The sequence below is a fragment of the Syntrophales bacterium genome, from assembly GCA_030655775.1.
Lineage (GTDB): Bacteria > Desulfobacterota > Syntrophia > Syntrophales > JADFWA01 > JAUSPI01.
This window is the reverse complement of record JAUSPI010000076.1, coordinates 1-17933: the sequence shown is the minus strand read 5'-3', so window position 1 is coordinate 17933 and position 17933 is coordinate 1. Positions and strand designations below refer to the sequence as shown.

General features: G+C 42.3%; 14 protein-coding genes and 1 riboswitch. Of the genes, 6 read left to right on the top strand and 8 right to left on the bottom strand.

All coding sequences use genetic code 11. The features are described from left to right. Positions 1-95 precede the first annotated feature (95 nt). From Q7J27_04060 to Q7J27_04045, 4 genes are all read left to right on the top strand, one after another. On the top strand, positions 96-1190 hold the full coding sequence (locus Q7J27_04060; protein MDO9528316.1) for a histidine kinase dimerization/phosphoacceptor domain -containing protein: 1095 nt from the start codon (positions 96-98) through the stop codon (positions 1188-1190). Then, positions 1183-2559 carry a response regulator gene (locus tag Q7J27_04055; protein MDO9528315.1) on the top strand — a complete coding sequence of 459 codons (1377 nt, stop codon included), beginning with the start codon at positions 1183-1185 and terminating at the stop codon, positions 2557-2559. The genes Q7J27_04060 and Q7J27_04055 overlap by 8 nt, the downstream gene beginning before the upstream one ends. A 115-nt stretch (positions 2560-2674) precedes the next feature. Beyond that, positions 2675-2753, top strand: a riboswitch (cyclic di-GMP riboswitch). A 130-nt stretch (positions 2754-2883) separates the two neighbouring features. After that, a complete protein-coding gene (locus tag Q7J27_04050) occupies positions 2884-3798 on the top strand; it encodes a transporter substrate-binding domain-containing protein (protein MDO9528314.1) in 915 nt (304 codons plus the stop codon). Between the two features lie 8 nt (positions 3799-3806). Then, the gene (locus Q7J27_04045; protein MDO9528313.1) at positions 3807-5642 is read left to right on the top strand and encodes a histidine kinase dimerization/phosphoacceptor domain -containing protein; all 1836 of its coding nucleotides are present in this window, start codon (positions 3807-3809) and stop codon (positions 5640-5642) included. 26 nt (positions 5643-5668) lie between these two features. On the opposite strand, the gene Q7J27_04040 is transcribed toward Q7J27_04045, so the two are convergent. The 7 genes from Q7J27_04040 to dtd form a co-directional block, all read right to left on the bottom strand. Then, positions 5669-7051 (bottom strand): FAD-dependent monooxygenase, encoded by a 1383-nt coding sequence (locus Q7J27_04040; protein ID MDO9528312.1) that lies wholly within the window; start codon positions 7049-7051, stop codon positions 5669-5671. Further along, positions 7048-8337, bottom strand: coding sequence for a glycosyltransferase family 4 protein (locus tag Q7J27_04035; protein MDO9528311.1), 1290 nt, complete (start codon positions 8335-8337; stop codon positions 7048-7050). The genes Q7J27_04040 and Q7J27_04035 overlap by 4 nt, the downstream gene beginning before the upstream one ends. A gap of 141 nt (positions 8338-8478) precedes the next feature. Next, positions 8479-9201, bottom strand: coding sequence for a UPF0280 family protein (locus Q7J27_04030; GenBank protein MDO9528310.1), 723 nt, complete (start codon positions 9199-9201; stop codon positions 8479-8481). 316 nt (positions 9202-9517) lie between these two features. Further along, a complete protein-coding gene (locus tag Q7J27_04025) occupies positions 9518-13003 on the bottom strand; it encodes a DNA polymerase III subunit alpha (protein ID MDO9528309.1) in 3486 nt (1161 codons plus the stop codon). A gap of 376 nt (positions 13004-13379) precedes the next feature. After that, on the bottom strand, positions 13380-14840 hold the full coding sequence (gene guaB / locus Q7J27_04020) for an IMP dehydrogenase (protein MDO9528308.1): 1461 nt from the start codon (positions 14838-14840) through the stop codon (positions 13380-13382). A gap of 311 nt (positions 14841-15151) precedes the next feature. Then, positions 15152-15646 (bottom strand): DUF1285 domain-containing protein, encoded by a 495-nt coding sequence (locus tag Q7J27_04015; protein ID MDO9528307.1) that lies wholly within the window; start codon positions 15644-15646, stop codon positions 15152-15154. A gap of 89 nt (positions 15647-15735) precedes the next feature. Further along, positions 15736-16185 (bottom strand): D-aminoacyl-tRNA deacylase, encoded by a 450-nt coding sequence (dtd, locus tag Q7J27_04010; GenBank protein ID MDO9528306.1) that lies wholly within the window; start codon positions 16183-16185, stop codon positions 15736-15738. Between the two features lie 592 nt (positions 16186-16777). Between dtd and Q7J27_04005 the strand changes: the two genes are divergently transcribed. Continuing rightward, positions 16778-17053: a hypothetical protein gene (locus Q7J27_04005; protein ID MDO9528305.1), complete on the top strand. Its 276-nt coding sequence runs from the start codon at positions 16778-16780 to the stop codon at positions 17051-17053. 71 nt (positions 17054-17124) lie between these two features. Then, a complete protein-coding gene (locus Q7J27_04000; protein ID MDO9528304.1) occupies positions 17125-17358 on the top strand; it encodes an AtpZ/AtpI family protein in 234 nt (77 codons plus the stop codon). Between the two features lie 98 nt (positions 17359-17456). On the opposite strand, the gene Q7J27_03995 is transcribed toward Q7J27_04000, so the two are convergent. After that, positions 17457-17618 (bottom strand): hypothetical protein, encoded by a 162-nt coding sequence (locus tag Q7J27_03995; protein ID MDO9528303.1) that lies wholly within the window; start codon positions 17616-17618, stop codon positions 17457-17459. Between the last annotated feature and the right edge of the window lie 315 nt (positions 17619-17933).

Below are 17933 nucleotides of genomic sequence, written 5' to 3'. Positions count from 1 at the left end.
GCAACATTTAACACAGATTGTTTCTTTCCAACTGAAAACTTTTTGTGTCTTTCAATGTTGCAAGACCTACCCCCCCCCCCCCCATGCCATCTATTATGAAAAACAGAGAGTTATACAAAGTTGCGGTTCTTGTATTTCTTCTTATCATCTGTCTGGTGGCAACATACTATTGTCACTTTGTTCTAAGAATTGAGGTTATCTTTACACATCTTTTCTACGTACCTGTCATTCTGGCAAGCTTGTGGTGGTCACGCAAGGGCATAGTAGTTGCGGTATTCCTTGCCCTGATGCTTCTGGTTTCACATGTCGTGGGCCCGCTTGATACCTCCATCAAGACGGACGTGATACGTGCATTTATGTTTGTGGTTGTCGGGACGGTGGTTGCCATCCTGAGTGAGAGGAAGATGATCCTGGAGAATAAACTGCGGTCATACAGCAAGACACTGGAACAGCAGGTAGTGGAACGCACGATTGAATTAGAAACGACAAGTGAAAGATTAAGACAGGAAATTATCGAACACAAGCTGTCACAGGAACAAATCGAGATATCTCTCAGGGAAAAAGAGGTTATGTTGAGGGAAATTCATCACAGGGTAAAAAATAACCTTCAGGTTATTTCGAGCCTGCTTGATATGAGCAGCCTGCGAATCCGTGATAAGAGGGCAAATGATTTAATTACAGATACCCGCTCCAAAATACACTCAATGGCAATTATCCATTCACAGCTTTACCAGAGCGAAAAGTTTGATCGGATTGAAATGGAGAAACATATCAGTGAACTGGTCAGCTTCCTGTCGAGAGTTAATAACAGTACAAAAATGATTACCCCCGTTGTTAATGCTTCCGGTGTTTACCTTTCCATAGACCAGGCTCTGCCCTGTGCCCTTGTCTTGAGTGAATTGATTTCCAATGCCTTCAAACATGCCTTCGAAGATAAGCAAAAAGGGGTAATTGAAATTTTCATGGAGGAGTCAGCCGAAAACATGATTATTATAAGAGTCAAAGACGACGGTATCGGTATCCCCGACGAAATTGATATTCATGAAACTGACAGCATGGGCATGAAGCTGGTCAGAAATATAGTTCAGAAACAGCTAAAGGGAGAAATCCGAATTGAACGGAACAGAAATAGAGGCACAGAATTTATCATAGAATTCAAACTGCTCGGAGATGAGGTGCAGAATGCATAAAGTAATGATAGTGGATGACGAGGCTGTGGTAATCAGCCAGTTGGAGGAGCGCCTGACATTAATGGGATATGATGTCGTGGGAAGTGCTTCTTCCGGAACAGAAGCCGTAGAGATGGCAAGACACTTAAGACCGGATATAGTCCTGATGGATATTGTTATGCCGGGGAGATTAGACGGTATTGATGCCTCCCAAAAAATTAAAACGGAACTGGATATTCCAGCCATATTCGTAACCGCCTATACGGATGATAAATTCATAGAAAGAGCAAAAAATGTGGAACCTTTCGGCTACATTGTAAAACCGTTTCAAGAAAGAGAAATAAAAGCATCCATAGAGATCGGCCTTCACAAAAAAGATATAGAGAGGCGGTTGCGTGAATCAGAAGAAAGGTTTCGAACCATCTTCGAGAAAGCTCAAGACTGTATTTTCATTAAGGATCGTTCTCTAAGATATACCCATGTCAATCCAGCAATGGAGCAGCTTTTCGAAGTTTCGGCTTCAAAACTGATCGGCCAGACGGACGACGAACTTTTCGGGAAGGAAGCGGGCATTCACATCAAGGATATAGATTCTCGAGTTCTTAAAGGAGAAACCACTCAAGAGGAACAAACCAAACCGATGAGAGGGGTTCCGATCACGTTTCACGTCATTAAGGTACCTATGCACAACAGCTCAGGTGAAATCACCGGGATTTTTGGGATTGCCCGCGACATCACCAACCGCAAAAATGCCGAGGAAGAACTGAAGACCAGCCGTTATCACATTACGATGATTAACAAGATCCTGAGGCATGATTTAATAAATGACCTGTCTGTTATCAGGAGCGCCCTTAGACTTTATGGGGAATCGGGGGAAGAGATGCTCCTCAAAGAGGCATCTGACCGTGTCGGGAAGAGCGTTGATCTGATAAGAAGTATGAGGGAGCTTGAGAGTTTTATTTCGTCCCACAGAAACCTTAAGCTGTACAATATCGGAAGCACGATAAAGGAAGCAATGAAGAGCTATCCCTCCATTCAGTTTACGATTGAAGGAAAGGGACAGATTCTTGCCGATCAGGCCCTGAGCTCGGTGATAGACAACATAATAGCCAACGCTTTAATTCATGGGAAGGCTGACAGGGTAGAGATAAAGATAGAAAAAGCAAGGGATATGTGTGAAATCAGGATTGCTGATAATGGGATCGGGATTCCTGATGAGATAAAGAAAAAGATTTTTGAAGAGAATTTTGTGCATGGTGAAACTGCCCGCACAGGCCTTGGCTTGTATATAGCAAAGGAAACCATGCATAATTATGGCGGAAGCGTTCATGTTGAGGACAACACACCGAAAGGAACTGTCTTTGTGCTAAAGCTGAAAGGTGTGAAGTGAGCTGACACATGGCTCTGTCGGCAAACAGGTAAAGTCATTTCAAAAAACATTTGACATCGTATTAAAAAGCGTTTATTCGCTAAATATAAGTATTTTTCAATTAAAGTTCTTTGAGAATCGATAAAGGCAAATTATCCGTGAGGGTAGGACGCAAAGCTATGGGTCACTGGAAAGGTGATTGCCAGGTTGCCGAAATTCTTTTTCTTTGTTTTAAAACTCCTCCGTCTAAAAGCCTTAACTTAATCGGAAAAGATAAGCTGTTCCGAATGTTGCATTGCAAGGCCTGAGCTTCCTGTATTAAAATTTTCAGAATAGGAGCAAACGATGAAAAGGAAAAAAGAGTTTCTGTATCGGATGACAATTTTGATATGTATGGTCGTTGTATTGATAATTATTCCTGTGACAAAAGCATCTGGTGTAGATGTTTCTGATATTAAAGAGAGGGGGGTCTTGCGGCACCTGGGGGTACCTTATGCCAACTTTGTAACGGGCAGTGGAGACGGGATGGATGTAGAGCTGGTACAACTCTTTGCTCAACATCTGGGTGTTAAATATGAGTATGTCGAGACCTCATGGGGAGCAGTAATCGGAGATCTGACCGGGGAAAAAGTCAAGCCCAGGGGAAAAGATATCGAAATAACAGGTAATGTGCCCGTTAAGGGAGATATTGTTGCAAACGGCTTTACGATTCTTCCCTGGCGTCAGAAAGTTGTGTTCTATTCGATACCTACCTTTCCCACACAGGTCTGGATAATCACACGAGCGGATTCACCAATAAAACCAATCAAGCCTGGTGATAACATCCATAAAGACATCGCCGCGGTAAAAGCGCTGCTCAATGGTCGTACCATCCTGGGAGTGGCCAACACATGCCTGGATCCAGATCTTTACGGACTGGAAGAGGCTGGAGCACGGATTAAACTGTTTTACGGAAACCTGAATGAACTTGCTCCTGCCGTGATTAACTGTGATGCCGAAACAACTCTCCTGGACGTACCCGACGCCCTTATTGCCCTGGAAAAATGGCCCGGTAAAATCAAAATACTTGGCCCGGTTTCCCCTATGCAGAACATGGCCTGTGCCTTCGCCAAAACATCCGGAGATTTAAGAGACGTTTTCAACAAATTTTTCGAGCAGTGCAGAGAGGACGGAACGTACATGCGCCTTGTCAAGAAATATTACCCTGCGGTTTTCAGATACTACCCTGAGTTTTTCAAGAAAAAAGACAGAAAAGGATAACAGTTGCTATGCCGGAAAGAACGAATTTACAAACGATACGGAATGTTGTAGCGACGAAGGAGAATCTCGCAATATTTCTGGCAAGTTTTGTTATGCTGGGATACATCGTTTTTCTTCTGGGTACAAACTATGTGGCTCAGCGGGATCTTCAGGATGCCTCATTCAAGCAGTTAAAACATAAACTGGAAAAGCGGACAACGGCGGTAAGCAACTTCTTCCATGAGCGCAAAGACGATCTAAAAAATCTCTCGGCAAGCCGGGAGATTTCCATCTTTTTTGAAAACAGGGCACTCGGTATGTCAATGGAATATGGACTGGAAGCCAGTCTACTTAACATATTTGAAAGCTTTGATCGTATAATGAGGGAAAAGAAACTTGGCGATGATCCGATTTATACCCGTATTATCCTCGCAGACCGTTCCGGAGAATTACTTGTCAACAGTCAACTTTCCAAGTCAAATCAGGAGCAGAAGTTGAACCGGAAAGAATTGCTTACACCGGAAAGAACCGGTCCGCATATCGTCATCCAACATGACGGGTCATTGATAGAGGTGATGGTCTTTATGCCCTATTTCTTTAAAGGCAACTATACGGGGCAGATCATCTCATGGATCTCACCAGAAACTGTTTATAGCCACCTGATTAAATCGGAAGACAGTTTGTCTGAACACCTCTTTTTGGTTGATTGCGAAAAAGTGCATTTTTACCCTGTGTCAAAGATACAACCAGAAGCTTTTTCCGGTATGCCCGACCCTTGTAATTTTGTTAGCGGAAAACCGTACATATTTAAGAGCATCAGTAATGGCGTTTCCAGGACAGAAATGCTTGCCGTACGGTTGCCAATCAAAAATACCCCATTTTACATAGTCACTGCTATTCCTGTCTCCAGGGTATTTGGACACACGAAACCACAAAACCTGCTCCTGGTAATGGGCATGGCTGCCCTCATTATACTGGGCGGAAACATCTTTGTTCTGAGGAGCAGAACCAGAGATATTGTCCTTAATACCCGCCTTGATGAAGAATCCAAGAGAAAAAGGGAGGTCAGCGAAAAGAATCTGCAGCTCGAACAGGAAATTGCAAAGCGCAAGCTAACAGAGGAAGAATTGAGAAAATACCAAGATCATCTTGAGGAAATGGTGAAAAAGCGAACAGCTGATCTGATAAAAGCGAATGATCAACTTCAATTGGAGATCACCAACCGTAAGCGTGCGGAAGAACAGATCAGGGAATCCTTAAAAGAAAAGGAGGTGCTTCTCCAGGAGATACATCACAGGGTGAAGAATAACATGCAGGTAATCTCGAGCCTCCTCAATCTCCAGTCAGAATATGTAAAGGATAAGGAATCCCTTGAAATGTTCAAGGAGAGCCGGGACCGTATTTTCTCCATGGCATCCGTCCATGAAAAGCTCTACCAGTCTAAAGACCTGGCAAAGATTGACTTTGACGATTATATAAAAGGCATAACCAAACATCTCTTCCGTAACTATGTTGTTTATCCCAATACCGTCAGGCTGAACGTCAACTGTTCCGATGTATTTCTTGATATTAACAAGGCCGTTCCCTGCGGTCTGATTATAAATGAACTGATCTCCAACGCACTTAAACATGCCTTTCCTGAAGGCAGGGAAGGAGAGATTGCTATCGATTTTCATCCTGATGGTGATAAAAGATTGACACTGGTTGTCAGTGACAATGGTGTAGGCTTCCCGGAAGATATAGACATCAACGATACTGAAACACTCGGATTACGCCTGATCAGTATTCTGGTTGCTCAACTCAAGGGGACCCTGGAGGTTGAAAGAGACGGGGGCACTTCGTTTAAAATTACATTCGCCCCGTAATACGCAAAGGTTATTTATGGTGGGGTTTAAAAATACTTTTCGAAAATTCCTTTCGCGGCGATTATTCCCGAAACGGCTGCTCCAACTATTCCCCGGCTCTTTCCCGTACCATCTCCGGCCACAAAGATACCCTTAATGTTCGTTTCAAGATATTGGTCAGTTGGAAAATGAGTATCGAAGAATTTGATCTCAGGTGCATACAGCAAAGTTGAAGGATGAAGAATGCCGGGTACAATCTTGTCAAGAGTTTTCAGTGATTCCCAGAGATTGTCTACAATGCGCGCAGGCAAGCCGAGCGTAATATCACCAGGTACCGCGTTATATGTGGCCTTGCAGCGGTCGAAGTGACGGGTTTTACTGTTAAAAGTCGATTTAGAACTTCTCTTTCCTTCCCTGAAGTCCCCTACCCTCTGAACAATCGGCCTGCCACCACCCAGCAGGAAAAATTGTCTCGCGATCATCTGGCCAAATTCGGTGGTATCAGAAAAGGGCTGTGTGAGAGAAACCGTATTTATTAACGCAAAATTTGTGTTTTCTGTTTTGCGATCGAAAAGAGCATCACCGTTAACCAGCTTAAAATCTCCGTAATTTTCAATTCTTACCCTTCCACCCGGATTGGTACAAAAGGTTCTCACCCTGTCACCATGGCGTTTTGTGCAAAAGATAAACTTCGGGTCGTATACAACATCAGTTATGGGATCATAAAACTTTCTGTTTAGTTCTATACGGATACCCACATCAATGGGGCCGAAATTGTTTTTAACTTTAATTTTTTTAGATGAATCTCTGAACCAGTACGCGCCGCCACGCCCCGGACAAGCAAGGACAACTTTTCCGGAATATTTTTCCGTCTTTTGGCCCTTCTGACATACAAAACAATATCTTCCGTCTGCCAATCTCCCCCTTTTGAAATCATCCCTGCCCCCCTTTATTAAAGGGGGGTTAGGGGGGATTTTTTCAATAGAGACAACCTCAGTGCCTAAGAAAAAAGTGGTATGTTTGAGCAGGCCTCTCAGATAATCAACCAGTTGTTTGCCATTATCCGTCCCATAATGCCACTGCTCGGGAGCGATAAACTGTACACCGTGCTCATCGGCAATTTTTTTCCACGCATTTATTTTTTCACTGTTTTCGATAAAAGTAACCTGCTGGCAGCGGGGAAATTTAACAAAAACCTGCTTTACCTCGTCCATTAAATTCTGAGCCTCGACTCTTCCAATCTGAAGCTCATCAAGGTCAATTCCAACACGGTAGTCAAAATTCAGTTTGCCGTCGTTTAGTAATCCTCCGGCGGGATATCGATTTTGGTCGAAGATAGCAATCCTGTCAACACCCAGGCGTTCAAGCCAGCTTGCTGCAAAAAGGCCTGCCGGACCGGAACCTATAATTAAGACATTAAAATCCCTCATACTTTACCTCGCCGGGCTTTCATGGCTTTTTTGAACAGAGGCCTGATATGATTTCTATAAACAGCATCCCACGCATACTTTTCTATCACGTTTCGATACATATTGTGTGTTGAAATCGTCGCAAGAAAGTGGAGTATTTTTTCGGCAATCCGGTCAGGCGCGTCGGTAATGGAGAAGGAACATACATAATCTCTACCGATTTCCATAAATGAAGGAATGTCAGAACAGACGATCGGCAGTTTGGCCATCCCGGCCTCAAGGAGTGGAAGGCCAAATCCTTCCGATATACTCGGCATGAAGAGAATATCAGCGATGAAGTACAAATCGCGGATGAATGTATTATCTGGAATAATCTTCTTGCCATTTTTCATCGGGTAGTCGGCAATAATAAGCACTTCCCGCGTTATATTGAAATCTTTGATTATCTTCTTCAGCTCGCGGTAGTATTTCAGGTTCTTCGGTTCATGCGGATCATAAACGCCAGTAATAAGATAGCGAACATTGACACCCTTCTTCTTTAGAGCATAAACGACTTTCAGTCCAAGCTCGAAGTTCTTCCTTGGAATCAACCGTGAAGGGTGAACCATTATGAGATCTGCTTCATAAAGCTTCTGTTCGCGAACTATCTTTTTCAAATCCGGAGCAAGCTGAAAAAACTCTGGTGGATCGATGCCGTCAGGGATGGCCGTTATTTTTTCTTTCGTTTTGTAAAGCTCTCGAAATTGTTTAGACCGTACTTCAGAGATACAGACATAATGTATGGAGGGAATTTTTGTTTTGAGGATATCCCATGGTTCTGAATGGTAAACATCAGGACAGTCAGGGAAAAAATAGCAGGAGTCATGATTCCAGCTTATCACCTTCACCTTTTCGTAATCTGCCAGTTTTTTGATGGCAAAGATCAGGGGAAGATTATACGGCATGGTCATTACATTATGAGCGATAAGGAAATCGAATGATTCAAGTTCACTCTTCAACTCCACAAATATGTTTTCGATCAAATCATCGAAGTGCAAGCGTTTTCCATTTATAAGTTCCTGCTGTGCCCTGTTAACAAAGGTATTCGTAGAGGAAAAGAGGGGATTAATTATCACGGGAAACTCTTCCGTAAAAACATCCCCCTTCCCGGCAATAATCTTCACTTCATGTCCATGCCGGTGGAAGAGTGAAGCCTGCTGTCCGATAACCTCCTCAACACCACCAACAACATGGGGACAGGAATAGTGAAGAAGGGCTATTTTCAATCTGTCAATGTCAGGGTTTTTCACATTACACCAAACCTTCATGCCAGTTAACAGGGATCAACCGTCAGGGTGGCACGGACAAACAAGTTTGTCCATGCTACCCACAATAAGAAAGTTGGTGGGCAGCGCCCACCCTACAACTCGGAACTTTGAACTCTGAACTCGGAACTTTCATATAAGCAATCACACTAATTCTATCGCTCCATACGCCCCCAGTTTGTCTCCAACAATGATCAGTATGCCGAGTACGCCTTCAATCTCTGCACCAAAATTAAGGGCCTTTTTAATATCCTTTTCCTTCCTGACTCGATTCCCGATAGATGTCGCGGCAGCATCAGCCAGAGATGCTGATTTAGATGTCACACACACAGCGTCAGCCCTGCCCAGGCTCAATGAATGGCCGACTGTACCTGAAGAAGTACAAATACCAAGGGGCATATCCTCAGGACGTATTTTCAGGGCAACCTTGTGACTCATGGGAGACTCACCGGCAAATATCCCGATGGTTATTTCACTTTCAGATTTCAAGAATATGTCACCACCGTTTTCCACTATGATATCATCAGAGTGCTCTAAAAGATCTATTCCTACATGCTGGGCAACAGCTCCGGCCACAGAAGCCATAGGCCCCACTCCCGAAATTCTCGAAGCTTTTAGCATATCTTTTATGATAGCCGGTGCCATTTCATCAGGATTGATGGGCACAAGTGAATCTAAGAATTGAGGCCGATGTTTGATGTATTCCTCAATAAACCTCCTGTACTTATGAACAGACTTACGGGCTATGTCTGCCAGATTCTTACCGGCACTGATATAGAGGTCAGTTTCACCAACCTTTATTTGAAAAGAAACCAGATTTTCTTTTTTCGAAACTCTGTTCCTGTAAGTCCTTTCCTGATATTTCATTTATTAAAGTTTCAAGTTCAAGGTTTAAAGTTCAAAGTTACGAGCCGTGAAAAGTGATAAACTGCACAACTTGTCATCCTGAACTCGTTTCAGGATCTCACTTGTTTCAGCATCTAATTATCTCAGTATCCACTCTTGTCATTCTGAATTTATTTCAGAATCTCAGGAGACCCTGAATGATCCTGAAACAAGTTCAGGACATGATTTTGGGTGACAAAGAAAGACTTTTTACGAGTACATCAAAGTTACGAGCCGTGAAAAGCAAAAATAAATTGAGCCCCAAACCCGGAACTTTGAACTCGGAACTCAAAACTATTCATTTAAACTGTGTCGCTCCCGGACCCAGGACATTGTCCGCTTCTCTCTTCATATCATCCGATATATTGAGTTTCAGGTCCTTTCCCAGATATATTACTGTTTCACTTTTATCGGCTACGATTAAATGAATATACCCATCATACTTACCTTTATGCTTCTGGAGCAACTCTTTTATTAACTCAATATCTTTTCCTTCCGATTTTCCGACGTCAACCGTGAAATGTACCGAGCTAAAAGGCTTTTCCAGTGCATCTGCAAGGATATTTGCATCAGATGCTATAACCTTGATGCTTTCCTCGTTTACATCCAGAGTTCCCTTTATAAGAACCGGTTCCTCACCATGAAGAATGGAAAAAGCCTTCCTGTACAAATCAGCAAATACGATAACGCTAACAGAGCCTTTCATGTCCTCAATTGTAACATATGCCATTGTTTCTTTTTTCTTTGTGGTAACCTCTCGGATGTCACTGACGATGCCTCCAAATGCAACTGTTTCTCTATCCTCTCTTTCTGTAATGCTCTCCGAGTCGGTATCCGTAACCTTATTTAAACTATCTACAAATCTTAAAAGCGGGTGACCTGTTATATAAAACCCAAGGGTTTCTTTTTCAAAGGAAAGCAATTTCTTCTGATCCCACTCATCAACCTCCTCCATTTCGATCTCTTTAGAAAAATTTCCTGTATCGAATTGATCAAAGAGCCCGGATTGATTACTGATCCTATCCTTGTGATGTCTTACCGCTACATCCATTATTTTTTCGTAGTTTTCCATCAACTGCCGTCTCTTATATTCCATTGAATCAAAAGAGCCGCACTTAATGAGGCTTTCAATTACCCTCTTGTTTATCTTCTGGAGATTCCCCCCGCTTATGAAATCATAAAATGAACTAAATTTTCCTGCATCGCATCTTACGGATATTATAGAATCAATTGCACCTACACCTACATTTTTCACGGCGGCAAGACCAAATCTTATGCTATCACCCGCTACACTAAAGTCCCTCAGAGACTCGTTGATATCGGGAGGAAGAACTTTGATCCCCATATCTTTGCATACGCTGATATGTTTTATGATCTTATCTCTATTATTCTTTTCGCTTGTGAGGAGAGACGCCATAAACTCAACAGGATAGTGTGCCTTCAGGTAAGCGGTCTGATACGATATCATGGCGTAGGCGGTGCTGTGGGATTTGTTAAACCCATATCCGGCAAAGGTTTCCATCTGTTCAAATATCTTATTCGCCTTGTTTTCCGGTATCTTCTTTTTCTTTGCACCCGATAGAAACTTAGGCCGTTCTTTTTCCATAACAGACGCCCTTTTTTTGCTCATCGCCTTCCGGAGGTTATCCGCCTCACCCATTGTATAATTGCCGAGAGCACTGGCTATCTGCATTACCTGTTCCTGATAAAGAATCACGCCATAGGTTTCCTTTAAAATTTCTTCTAACCGAGGGACTTCATAGACAATCTTTGTCTTACCCTGCTTCCTCGATATATATTCGGAAACCATACCGCTCTGTAATGGACCCGGTCTATAAAGTGCTATAAGAGCTATAATATCTTCAATACAATCAGGTTTCATGCTGAGAAGGATTTCCTTCATCCCGGAACTTTCCAACTGAAAAACACCATCTGTCTCCCCTCTCAAAAGCAATTGATAGGTGAGACTGTCATCAAGAGGAAGGGTATTGATATCAATTTCCTCACCTTTATTCTGTTTAACAAAATGAAGGGTATCCCTGATCACCGTGAGAGTCTTTAACCCTAAAAAATCAAATTTTGTCAGGCCAACCGACTGAAGATCATTCATCGAAAATTGCGTAACTATTTCATCCTTAGGGCTCTTACAAAGTGGGGCACGTTCTACCAATGGTTTATCCGAAATAACCACACCGGCTGCATGGGTGGACGAGTGCCTGTTCAAACCTTCCAGTGACCGGGAAAGTGACAGCAGTTTCCTCACCTTTTCGTTATTTTTTTCCTCCTCCCTGAGACGTGGTTCCGTCTTGATGGCATCATCGAGGGTGATATTGAGGACATTGGGGACCATTTTAGCAATCCTGTCCACTTCGCCATAGGTCATATTCAGTGCTCTTCCCACATCTCTGATAACCGCTTTTGCCTGCATCTTGCCAAATGTAATAATCTGAGCTACCCGGTCACTGCCGTACTTTTCGGTCACGTACTTGATTACATCGTCCCTTCCCTCCACACAGAAATCAATATCTATGTCCGGCATACTTTTTCTGCTCGGATTAAGAAACCTTTCAAAGAACAGTCCATAGCGTATCGGGTCAATATCAGTAATTCGAAGGGAGTAAGCAACAAGGCTCCCGGCAGCCGACCCTCTCCCGGGACCTACGGGAATGTTTTTGTTCTTAGCATAGTTGACAAAATCGGAGACGATCAGAAAATAACCGGCAAACCCCATAGACTTGATGATTTCAAGTTCATGATTCAGCCGTTTTTCATAATCATCGCGGAGGTTATTATCTTGCCCTTTAAGAATGATCGGCATCAGTTTTTCCAGTCCACTTTTGGCTTCCTTGCTCAGATGTCTATCAAGAGCTTCTTCTCCCCTCAGATCCCCATCAAGAGTTTCTTCTCCGTTTATCTCAAAATGTGGCAGAAAAATATTTTTAAAATTTAGGCTTAGATTGCACCGCTCCGCAATCCTTACCGTGTTATCAATGGCTTCAGGACAATAGTTAAAGCTTTGCTTCATCTCATCGGGAGACTTAAAATAGAACTCGTCGGTTTTGAAGCTCATCCTGTCATTATCATCTACTGTCTTGCCGGTCTGTATGCATAGAAGAACGTCATGTGCCTCAGCATCTTCCCTGTTTAGATAATGACAATCATTTGTAGCAACGAGGGGAATAGAAAGTTCCCTGCTGATTTCGATCAGTTCAGCATTGACCATTTTCTGATCAGGAAGACCGTTCTCCATTATCTCAAGGTAAAATCTCTCTTCACCGAATATTCCTCGATATTCTTCAGCAACCTTCTTTGCCTCATCCCTGTTTCCTTTCAGTAAAAGCCACGGTATCTCACCATGCAAACATCCGCTCATACCTATAAGCCCTTCACTATGCTGTAATAAAATTTCTTTATCCACTCTGGGACGATAGTAAAATCCCTCCAGATATCCGGCAGTCGTTAACTTTATGAGATTTTTATATCCTTCCATATTCGTGACAAGGACGGTAAGATGAAATGCTACTTCCCCTATTTGGCTGGAATCCTTTTCCAGGCGACTTCTTGGAGCAACATAGAGTTCACATCCGATAATCGGTTTGATTCCATATCGGTAAGCGTTCTGGTAGAAGTCAATCACCCCGAACATATTGCCATGATCTGTAATGGCAATGGCCGGCATTTTATATTCTTTTGCCCTTTTAAAGAGATTATCCAGGCGAATTGCCCCGTCAAGGAGGCTGTATTGTGTATGTACGTGAAGATGGACGAAATCTGAGTGTTTCATGAATTGTATCCTGAGGCGGCAAAGCCGCAAATCCAAAAGTTAAAGAAGTGTGAAGTGTAAAGTGCCTAAAGTGAGCTAAAGTTAATGTACACGCCTTCGGCGCGGTTAAATTTAAAACAGGCTGCGCTGAAAGCGCATTCTTCAACTTTGACAAGTTCGCAAAAAGTCTGCATTACCTCATTTTTGTCATTCCCGCGAAAGCGGGAATCCAGCAATTTCAAGCTGTTATGGACTCCCGCTTTCGCGGGAGTGACGGGTATTTTGACTTTTTACGAGCACATCAACTTTAGGCACTTTAGCTCACTCTTAATCAATAATTATTATAGAAGGATTTGTCATATCGGCAAACTATTGTCGATGTTGAAACAGTAAGCGTCTAATCCAGCCAGTAATTCGGTGCTTCCTTAGTTATTATAACATCGTGGACATGGCTTTCTCGAAGACCTGACTGCGTTATGCGTACGAACCGAGCTTTTTCCCTGAGTTCTTCTATTGTGTTGCACCCGACGTAACCCATCCCTGCCTTAAGTCCTCCGATCAATTGATATATGCTTGCGGAGAGTGACCCCCTGAAGGGAACCCTGCCCTCTATCCCTTCCGGAACGAGTTTCAGGGTGCTCTCTATATCATCCTGCATATACCTGTCCCTGCTCCCTTCCTTCATCGCCTCAAGAGAGCCCATTCCCCTGTATACTTTATAGGTTCTTCCCTGAAAGAGAATTGTATCGCCGGGAGTTTCTTCTGTTCCAGCAAAGAGGCCTCCTATCATTACACAGTGGGCACCTGCGCCAAGAGCCTTTACTATATCACCGGAAAACTTGATACCGCCGTCGGCTATGACTGGGACACCGTATTTTGAAGCTGCCTTGCAAGAATCTTTAATGGCGGTCATCTGGGGGATGCCGACTCCCGCTATAACTCTTGTGGTGCATATGGAACCGGGACCGACTCCTACCTTAACTGCATCTACACCGGCTTTTATCAAAGCTTCCGCCCCTTCAGCCGACGCCACATTTCCTGCTATAAGTTCGCACCCGGGGAAATTGATCTTAGTATCTTTTATAGCGTTGAGAACTCCTGCAGAATGACCATGTGAGGTATCGATGACTATAACATCAGCGCCGGCAGCGAGCAGGGCATCGATTCTTTCATCTCTATCGATTATTCCAACTGCACCGCCTACCCTCAACCTTCCCAGGGAATCCTTACAGGAATTAGGATATTTCTTTATTTTTTCTATATCTTTAATTGTAATCAGCCCCTTTAAATTATATTCATCATCTACAACAAGGAGCTTTTCAATTCTGTGTTTATGGAGTAGTTTTTTTGAATCTTCGAGTGAAATATTTACAGAAACTGTCACCAGATTCTCACTGGTCATAACGTTGGAAACCGGTTGATCAAGATTAGTTTCAAACCTGAGATCACGATTCGTCAGGATCCCCACAAGTCTATGATTCTTTACGACAGGAACACCTGATATCCTGTACCTGCTCATTATATCGAGGGCATCACTTACTTTTTGTTCAGGCTCTACGGTTATCGGATCAACAATCATACCACTCTCCGATTTTTTTACTTTATCGATCTCAAGAGCTTGCCTTTCGATACTCATATTCCTGTGAATGATTCCTATCCCACCTTCCTGGGCCATGCATATGGCGGTTTCGGACTCTGTTACGGTATCCATTGCCGCACTCATTAAAGGAACATTTAAACGTATATTATTTGTAAGTAATGTAAAAACACTGACGTCCCTCGGTAGGACACTCGATTCTGCCGGAATGAGCAAAAGATCATCAAAGGTAAGACCCTCTTTTATTTCATCTTCTAACATTTTACGCCTCCGTACATAATAAAAGTGACTAAAGTTTAAAGTGAGTTAAAATAACTAAAGTAGTGCAGGGCTAAAGCCCTGCGCTAAGGTTTGATTTTACATGTGTGATAGCCAATAGCGACAATCTCGTAAAAAGTCTTTTTCTGTCACCCAAAATCATGTCCTGAACTTGTTTCAGGATCATTCAGGGTCTCTAACTTGCTGAAATAATTAGATGCTGAAACAAGTGAGATCCTGAAACAAGTTCAGGACGACAAAGAGCACACTTTCTGACTTTTTACGAGTGCATCAATAGCAGTTGACATAAGCTTTCAGCTTCTCTTTTCTGCAACGTTTCTTATATAATAATGACAGCCGTCAAGTGGAATGAAATAATCGTTTCTTTCTCTATCATATTCTATGTAGTTTGCAATTTGATAGTAACTTGCCCTCAAAAACCTTGCGTAAAACTTATTATTTTTTACAGAACAATACAGGACATTATCTTTTTCTATCCAGAGTGTGCTCGGATCCAGTTTCTCTTCTGTCTGATCGTTCAGCAGAATGTATAAAGCCTTACCTTTAACACCTTTTGAACGTGATTGGCGAACCATTTTCACCACAAACGGGGTATCCTCGACATCCAGATAGCACCTCTCATCTTTAATTTCGACAATATATCTTCCCAGCTCATCCCGTTTCAGGTTTTTATAAAAAAAGTTGACTATCTCCTTTCTAAACATCTCTACATCTCTGTAATACCACACACCTTCTTTATCTATTCTGATATTGCATGGAGTAATACCGTCACCATTGGTTGTTTTCATGTAAACACCCTGTCAGCAAGACAAAATGAATGGTTGTTCGTCTGTAACCTTCCAATCCTTTATTTTTGCTGAAATCTGACAGATGATAGTTAAAAAACCTTTCTGCTATCAAGAAGAATGGTCACTGGACCATTATTTATCAGCTCAATCTTCATCATCTCCTGAAATTTCCCTTCTTTTACCACACTTATCATACTGTTTGCCTTCTTTACAAAATATTCGTAAAGCTCACTGGCCAGTTCAGGCTCCGCTGCGTATCCAAAAGACGGCCTTCTTCCTTTACGACAGTCAGCCAGTAAGGTAAATTGAGATACCACAAGCATGCTGCCCGAGATCTCCAGTAGAGAGAGGTTCATCTTTCCATCAGAATCCTCAAATATCCTGAGATTGGCTACCTTTTCAAGAAGGTAATCCGCATCCTCTCTCCCATCTCCTTTTTCAACTCCGAGCAGAATCAGGATGCCCCTGCCTATGGATGATATTTCCTGCTCACCTACACTAACTTTAGCATAATCAACTCTTTGAACAACGACTCGCATAAAAACCTATTCCTTGTAGAACTTTGGTGTAAGCTAACAGCCAAATATTGGTTTGCATGTTAACAATAAACATTTTTCGCTTCAAGGTTTTTCTCGTTAACTTCATTCAATACCCCCAAGCCCCCCAAGCCCCGCCTTACAGGCGTGGAGCTTTACTTTTTACGAAGCCATCAACCTTGACAAGATCGTAAAAAGTCATAAACTGCACCATTTGTCATCCTGAACTCGTTTCAGGATCTCACTTGTTTCAGCATCTAATTATTTCAGTAAGTTGGAGACCCTGAATGATCCTGAAACAAGTTCAGGACATGATTTTGGGTGACAAAAAATGACTTTTTACGAAGCCATCAACCTTTGAGCAAATAATTCCCGTATATATTATTCAAATTTTCATTCAATCCCGTTTAACGTTTTTTTCAATATTTTCCATTCTTACACCGTATTTCTAAATCAATAAATCATTACAATCTACATATATGTCTTGAACATTAAAGTGTTACAAGTTTTTTGCAGAAATTACTCAAACTGGCATGATAATTTCATTCTTAAAAGGTAAAGAAGAAAACGGAGAGACAGAAAGGAGGCTTAAATCATGAAAAAGACACTTTCAACAGCAATAGTCGCGGTTTTTGTGGTGCTGACCACAGCTACATTCGGATATGCCGAATATGTCGCTACAGGAGCGAGCAATTTCCCTTACTTTCATCTGGGATGTTTAATTATCGGCGGTTTGATCATCACTTCTCTTAAGTACAAATATCAGAGAATGTATCTCAGCGAAGCTATCGGTTCCTTCGCGCTTTATGCTATTCTCATTGCCCTCTTTACCGCACCTGTAGTAGATGTCCTTAGATCTATCGTCAGCTAAAAGGTGAGTTCCTCATCCGGCAGGGCGGGGGACTCATCTTCCACCTCATTTTAGAGGGGAGGGTTGGAAAAATGTTAGCGGTTAGAAGTAAAAAAAACAAAATATCATATTCAGCCATACTGATGTTGAGTGCATGGGGATTTGTCCTTGTTGTTTCCTCGTTTCTGTTTTTCTATATAGGATACTGGCTGGACGAAAAGTTTAATACGGCTCCTACCTTTATGATAGGATTGTTTATGCTTGCCATATTCTTATGCATAGGAAGGTTCTATCAAGAGGTTTGGCTAAAGAGAAAAATATGGTAAAAAATATTGATATTATTTAGGCAATATCAGTATCCTGTTCCAGTTCTGTCAATATAAGCTCAAAATGATGGTTATTCGATTTTTTCATGGAAGGTAATTTATATTTTACCATATTCCACCTCAAATCCCAAAAAGCTCACCGTGTCATTGGGATATTGCAAGCAAAAAACCAGCTCATCCTCTAACAACTCCCTTTTTGTCTTTTTCTTTATTTTTATTATCTGCCTTTCAGAAACATTTGCAAAAATAGTGTATTTCATTTAAAACGGTTATGTGAAGTTTCCTGCCCACAAGGCTGGAAAGCTTTGAAAAATGGTTTTTCAATGCTCAGAACATTTTTTCGACCATTCTATGTCCTGATTGCGCCCTCAAAACCACATTTTTCAGTTTTTCAAAGGTCTGAGACCTTTGAATTTTGCCGGAAATAGCCTAAATTGATAGGGGTAGGAACGATACATTGGTTTGTATCGCCCCTCCCTCCGAACCGGACTTGCGGATTTCCCGCATCCGGCTCTCCAGTCGGTGGTTTTACCTCATTGAGGACTGGCGCAACATACAATGGGCTTCCACAAGAC

What these genes read in the sequence shown, in the direction of transcription:
- Q7J27_04040 (MDO9528312.1), bottom strand. Translation starts at nt 7,051, where the DNA reads ATGAGGGATTTTAATGTCTTAATTATAGGTTCCGGTCCGGCAGGCCTT.
- Q7J27_03995 (MDO9528303.1), bottom strand. Translation starts at nt 17,618, where the DNA reads ATGAAATACACTATTTTTGCAAATGTTTCTGAAAGGCAGATAATAAAA.
- guaB (MDO9528308.1), bottom strand. Translation starts at nt 14,840, where the DNA reads ATGTTAGAAGATGAAATAAAAGAGGGTCTTACCTTTGATGATCTTTTG.
- Q7J27_04045 (MDO9528313.1), top strand. Translation starts at nt 3,807, where the DNA reads ATGCCGGAAAGAACGAATTTACAAACGATACGGAATGTTGTAGCGACG.
- Q7J27_04060 (MDO9528316.1), top strand. Translation starts at nt 96, where the DNA reads ATGAAAAACAGAGAGTTATACAAAGTTGCGGTTCTTGTATTTCTTCTT.
- Q7J27_04025 (MDO9528309.1), bottom strand. Translation starts at nt 13,003, where the DNA reads ATGAAACACTCAGATTTCGTCCATCTTCACGTACATACACAATACAGC.
- Q7J27_04050 (MDO9528314.1), top strand. Translation starts at nt 2,884, where the DNA reads ATGAAAAGGAAAAAAGAGTTTCTGTATCGGATGACAATTTTGATATGT.
- Q7J27_04030 (MDO9528310.1), bottom strand. Translation starts at nt 9,201, where the DNA reads ATGAAATATCAGGAAAGGACTTACAGGAACAGAGTTTCGAAAAAAGAA.
- Q7J27_04055 (MDO9528315.1), top strand. Translation starts at nt 1,183, where the DNA reads ATGCATAAAGTAATGATAGTGGATGACGAGGCTGTGGTAATCAGCCAG.
- Q7J27_04005 (MDO9528305.1), top strand. Translation starts at nt 16,778, where the DNA reads ATGAAAAAGACACTTTCAACAGCAATAGTCGCGGTTTTTGTGGTGCTG.
- dtd (MDO9528306.1), bottom strand. Translation starts at nt 16,185, where the DNA reads ATGCGAGTCGTTGTTCAAAGAGTTGATTATGCTAAAGTTAGTGTAGGT.
- Q7J27_04015 (MDO9528307.1), bottom strand. Translation starts at nt 15,646, where the DNA reads ATGAAAACAACCAATGGTGACGGTATTACTCCATGCAATATCAGAATA.
- Q7J27_04035 (MDO9528311.1), bottom strand. Translation starts at nt 8,337, where the DNA reads ATGAAGGTTTGGTGTAATGTGAAAAACCCTGACATTGACAGATTGAAA.
- Q7J27_04000 (MDO9528304.1), top strand. Translation starts at nt 17,125, where the DNA reads ATGTTAGCGGTTAGAAGTAAAAAAAACAAAATATCATATTCAGCCATA.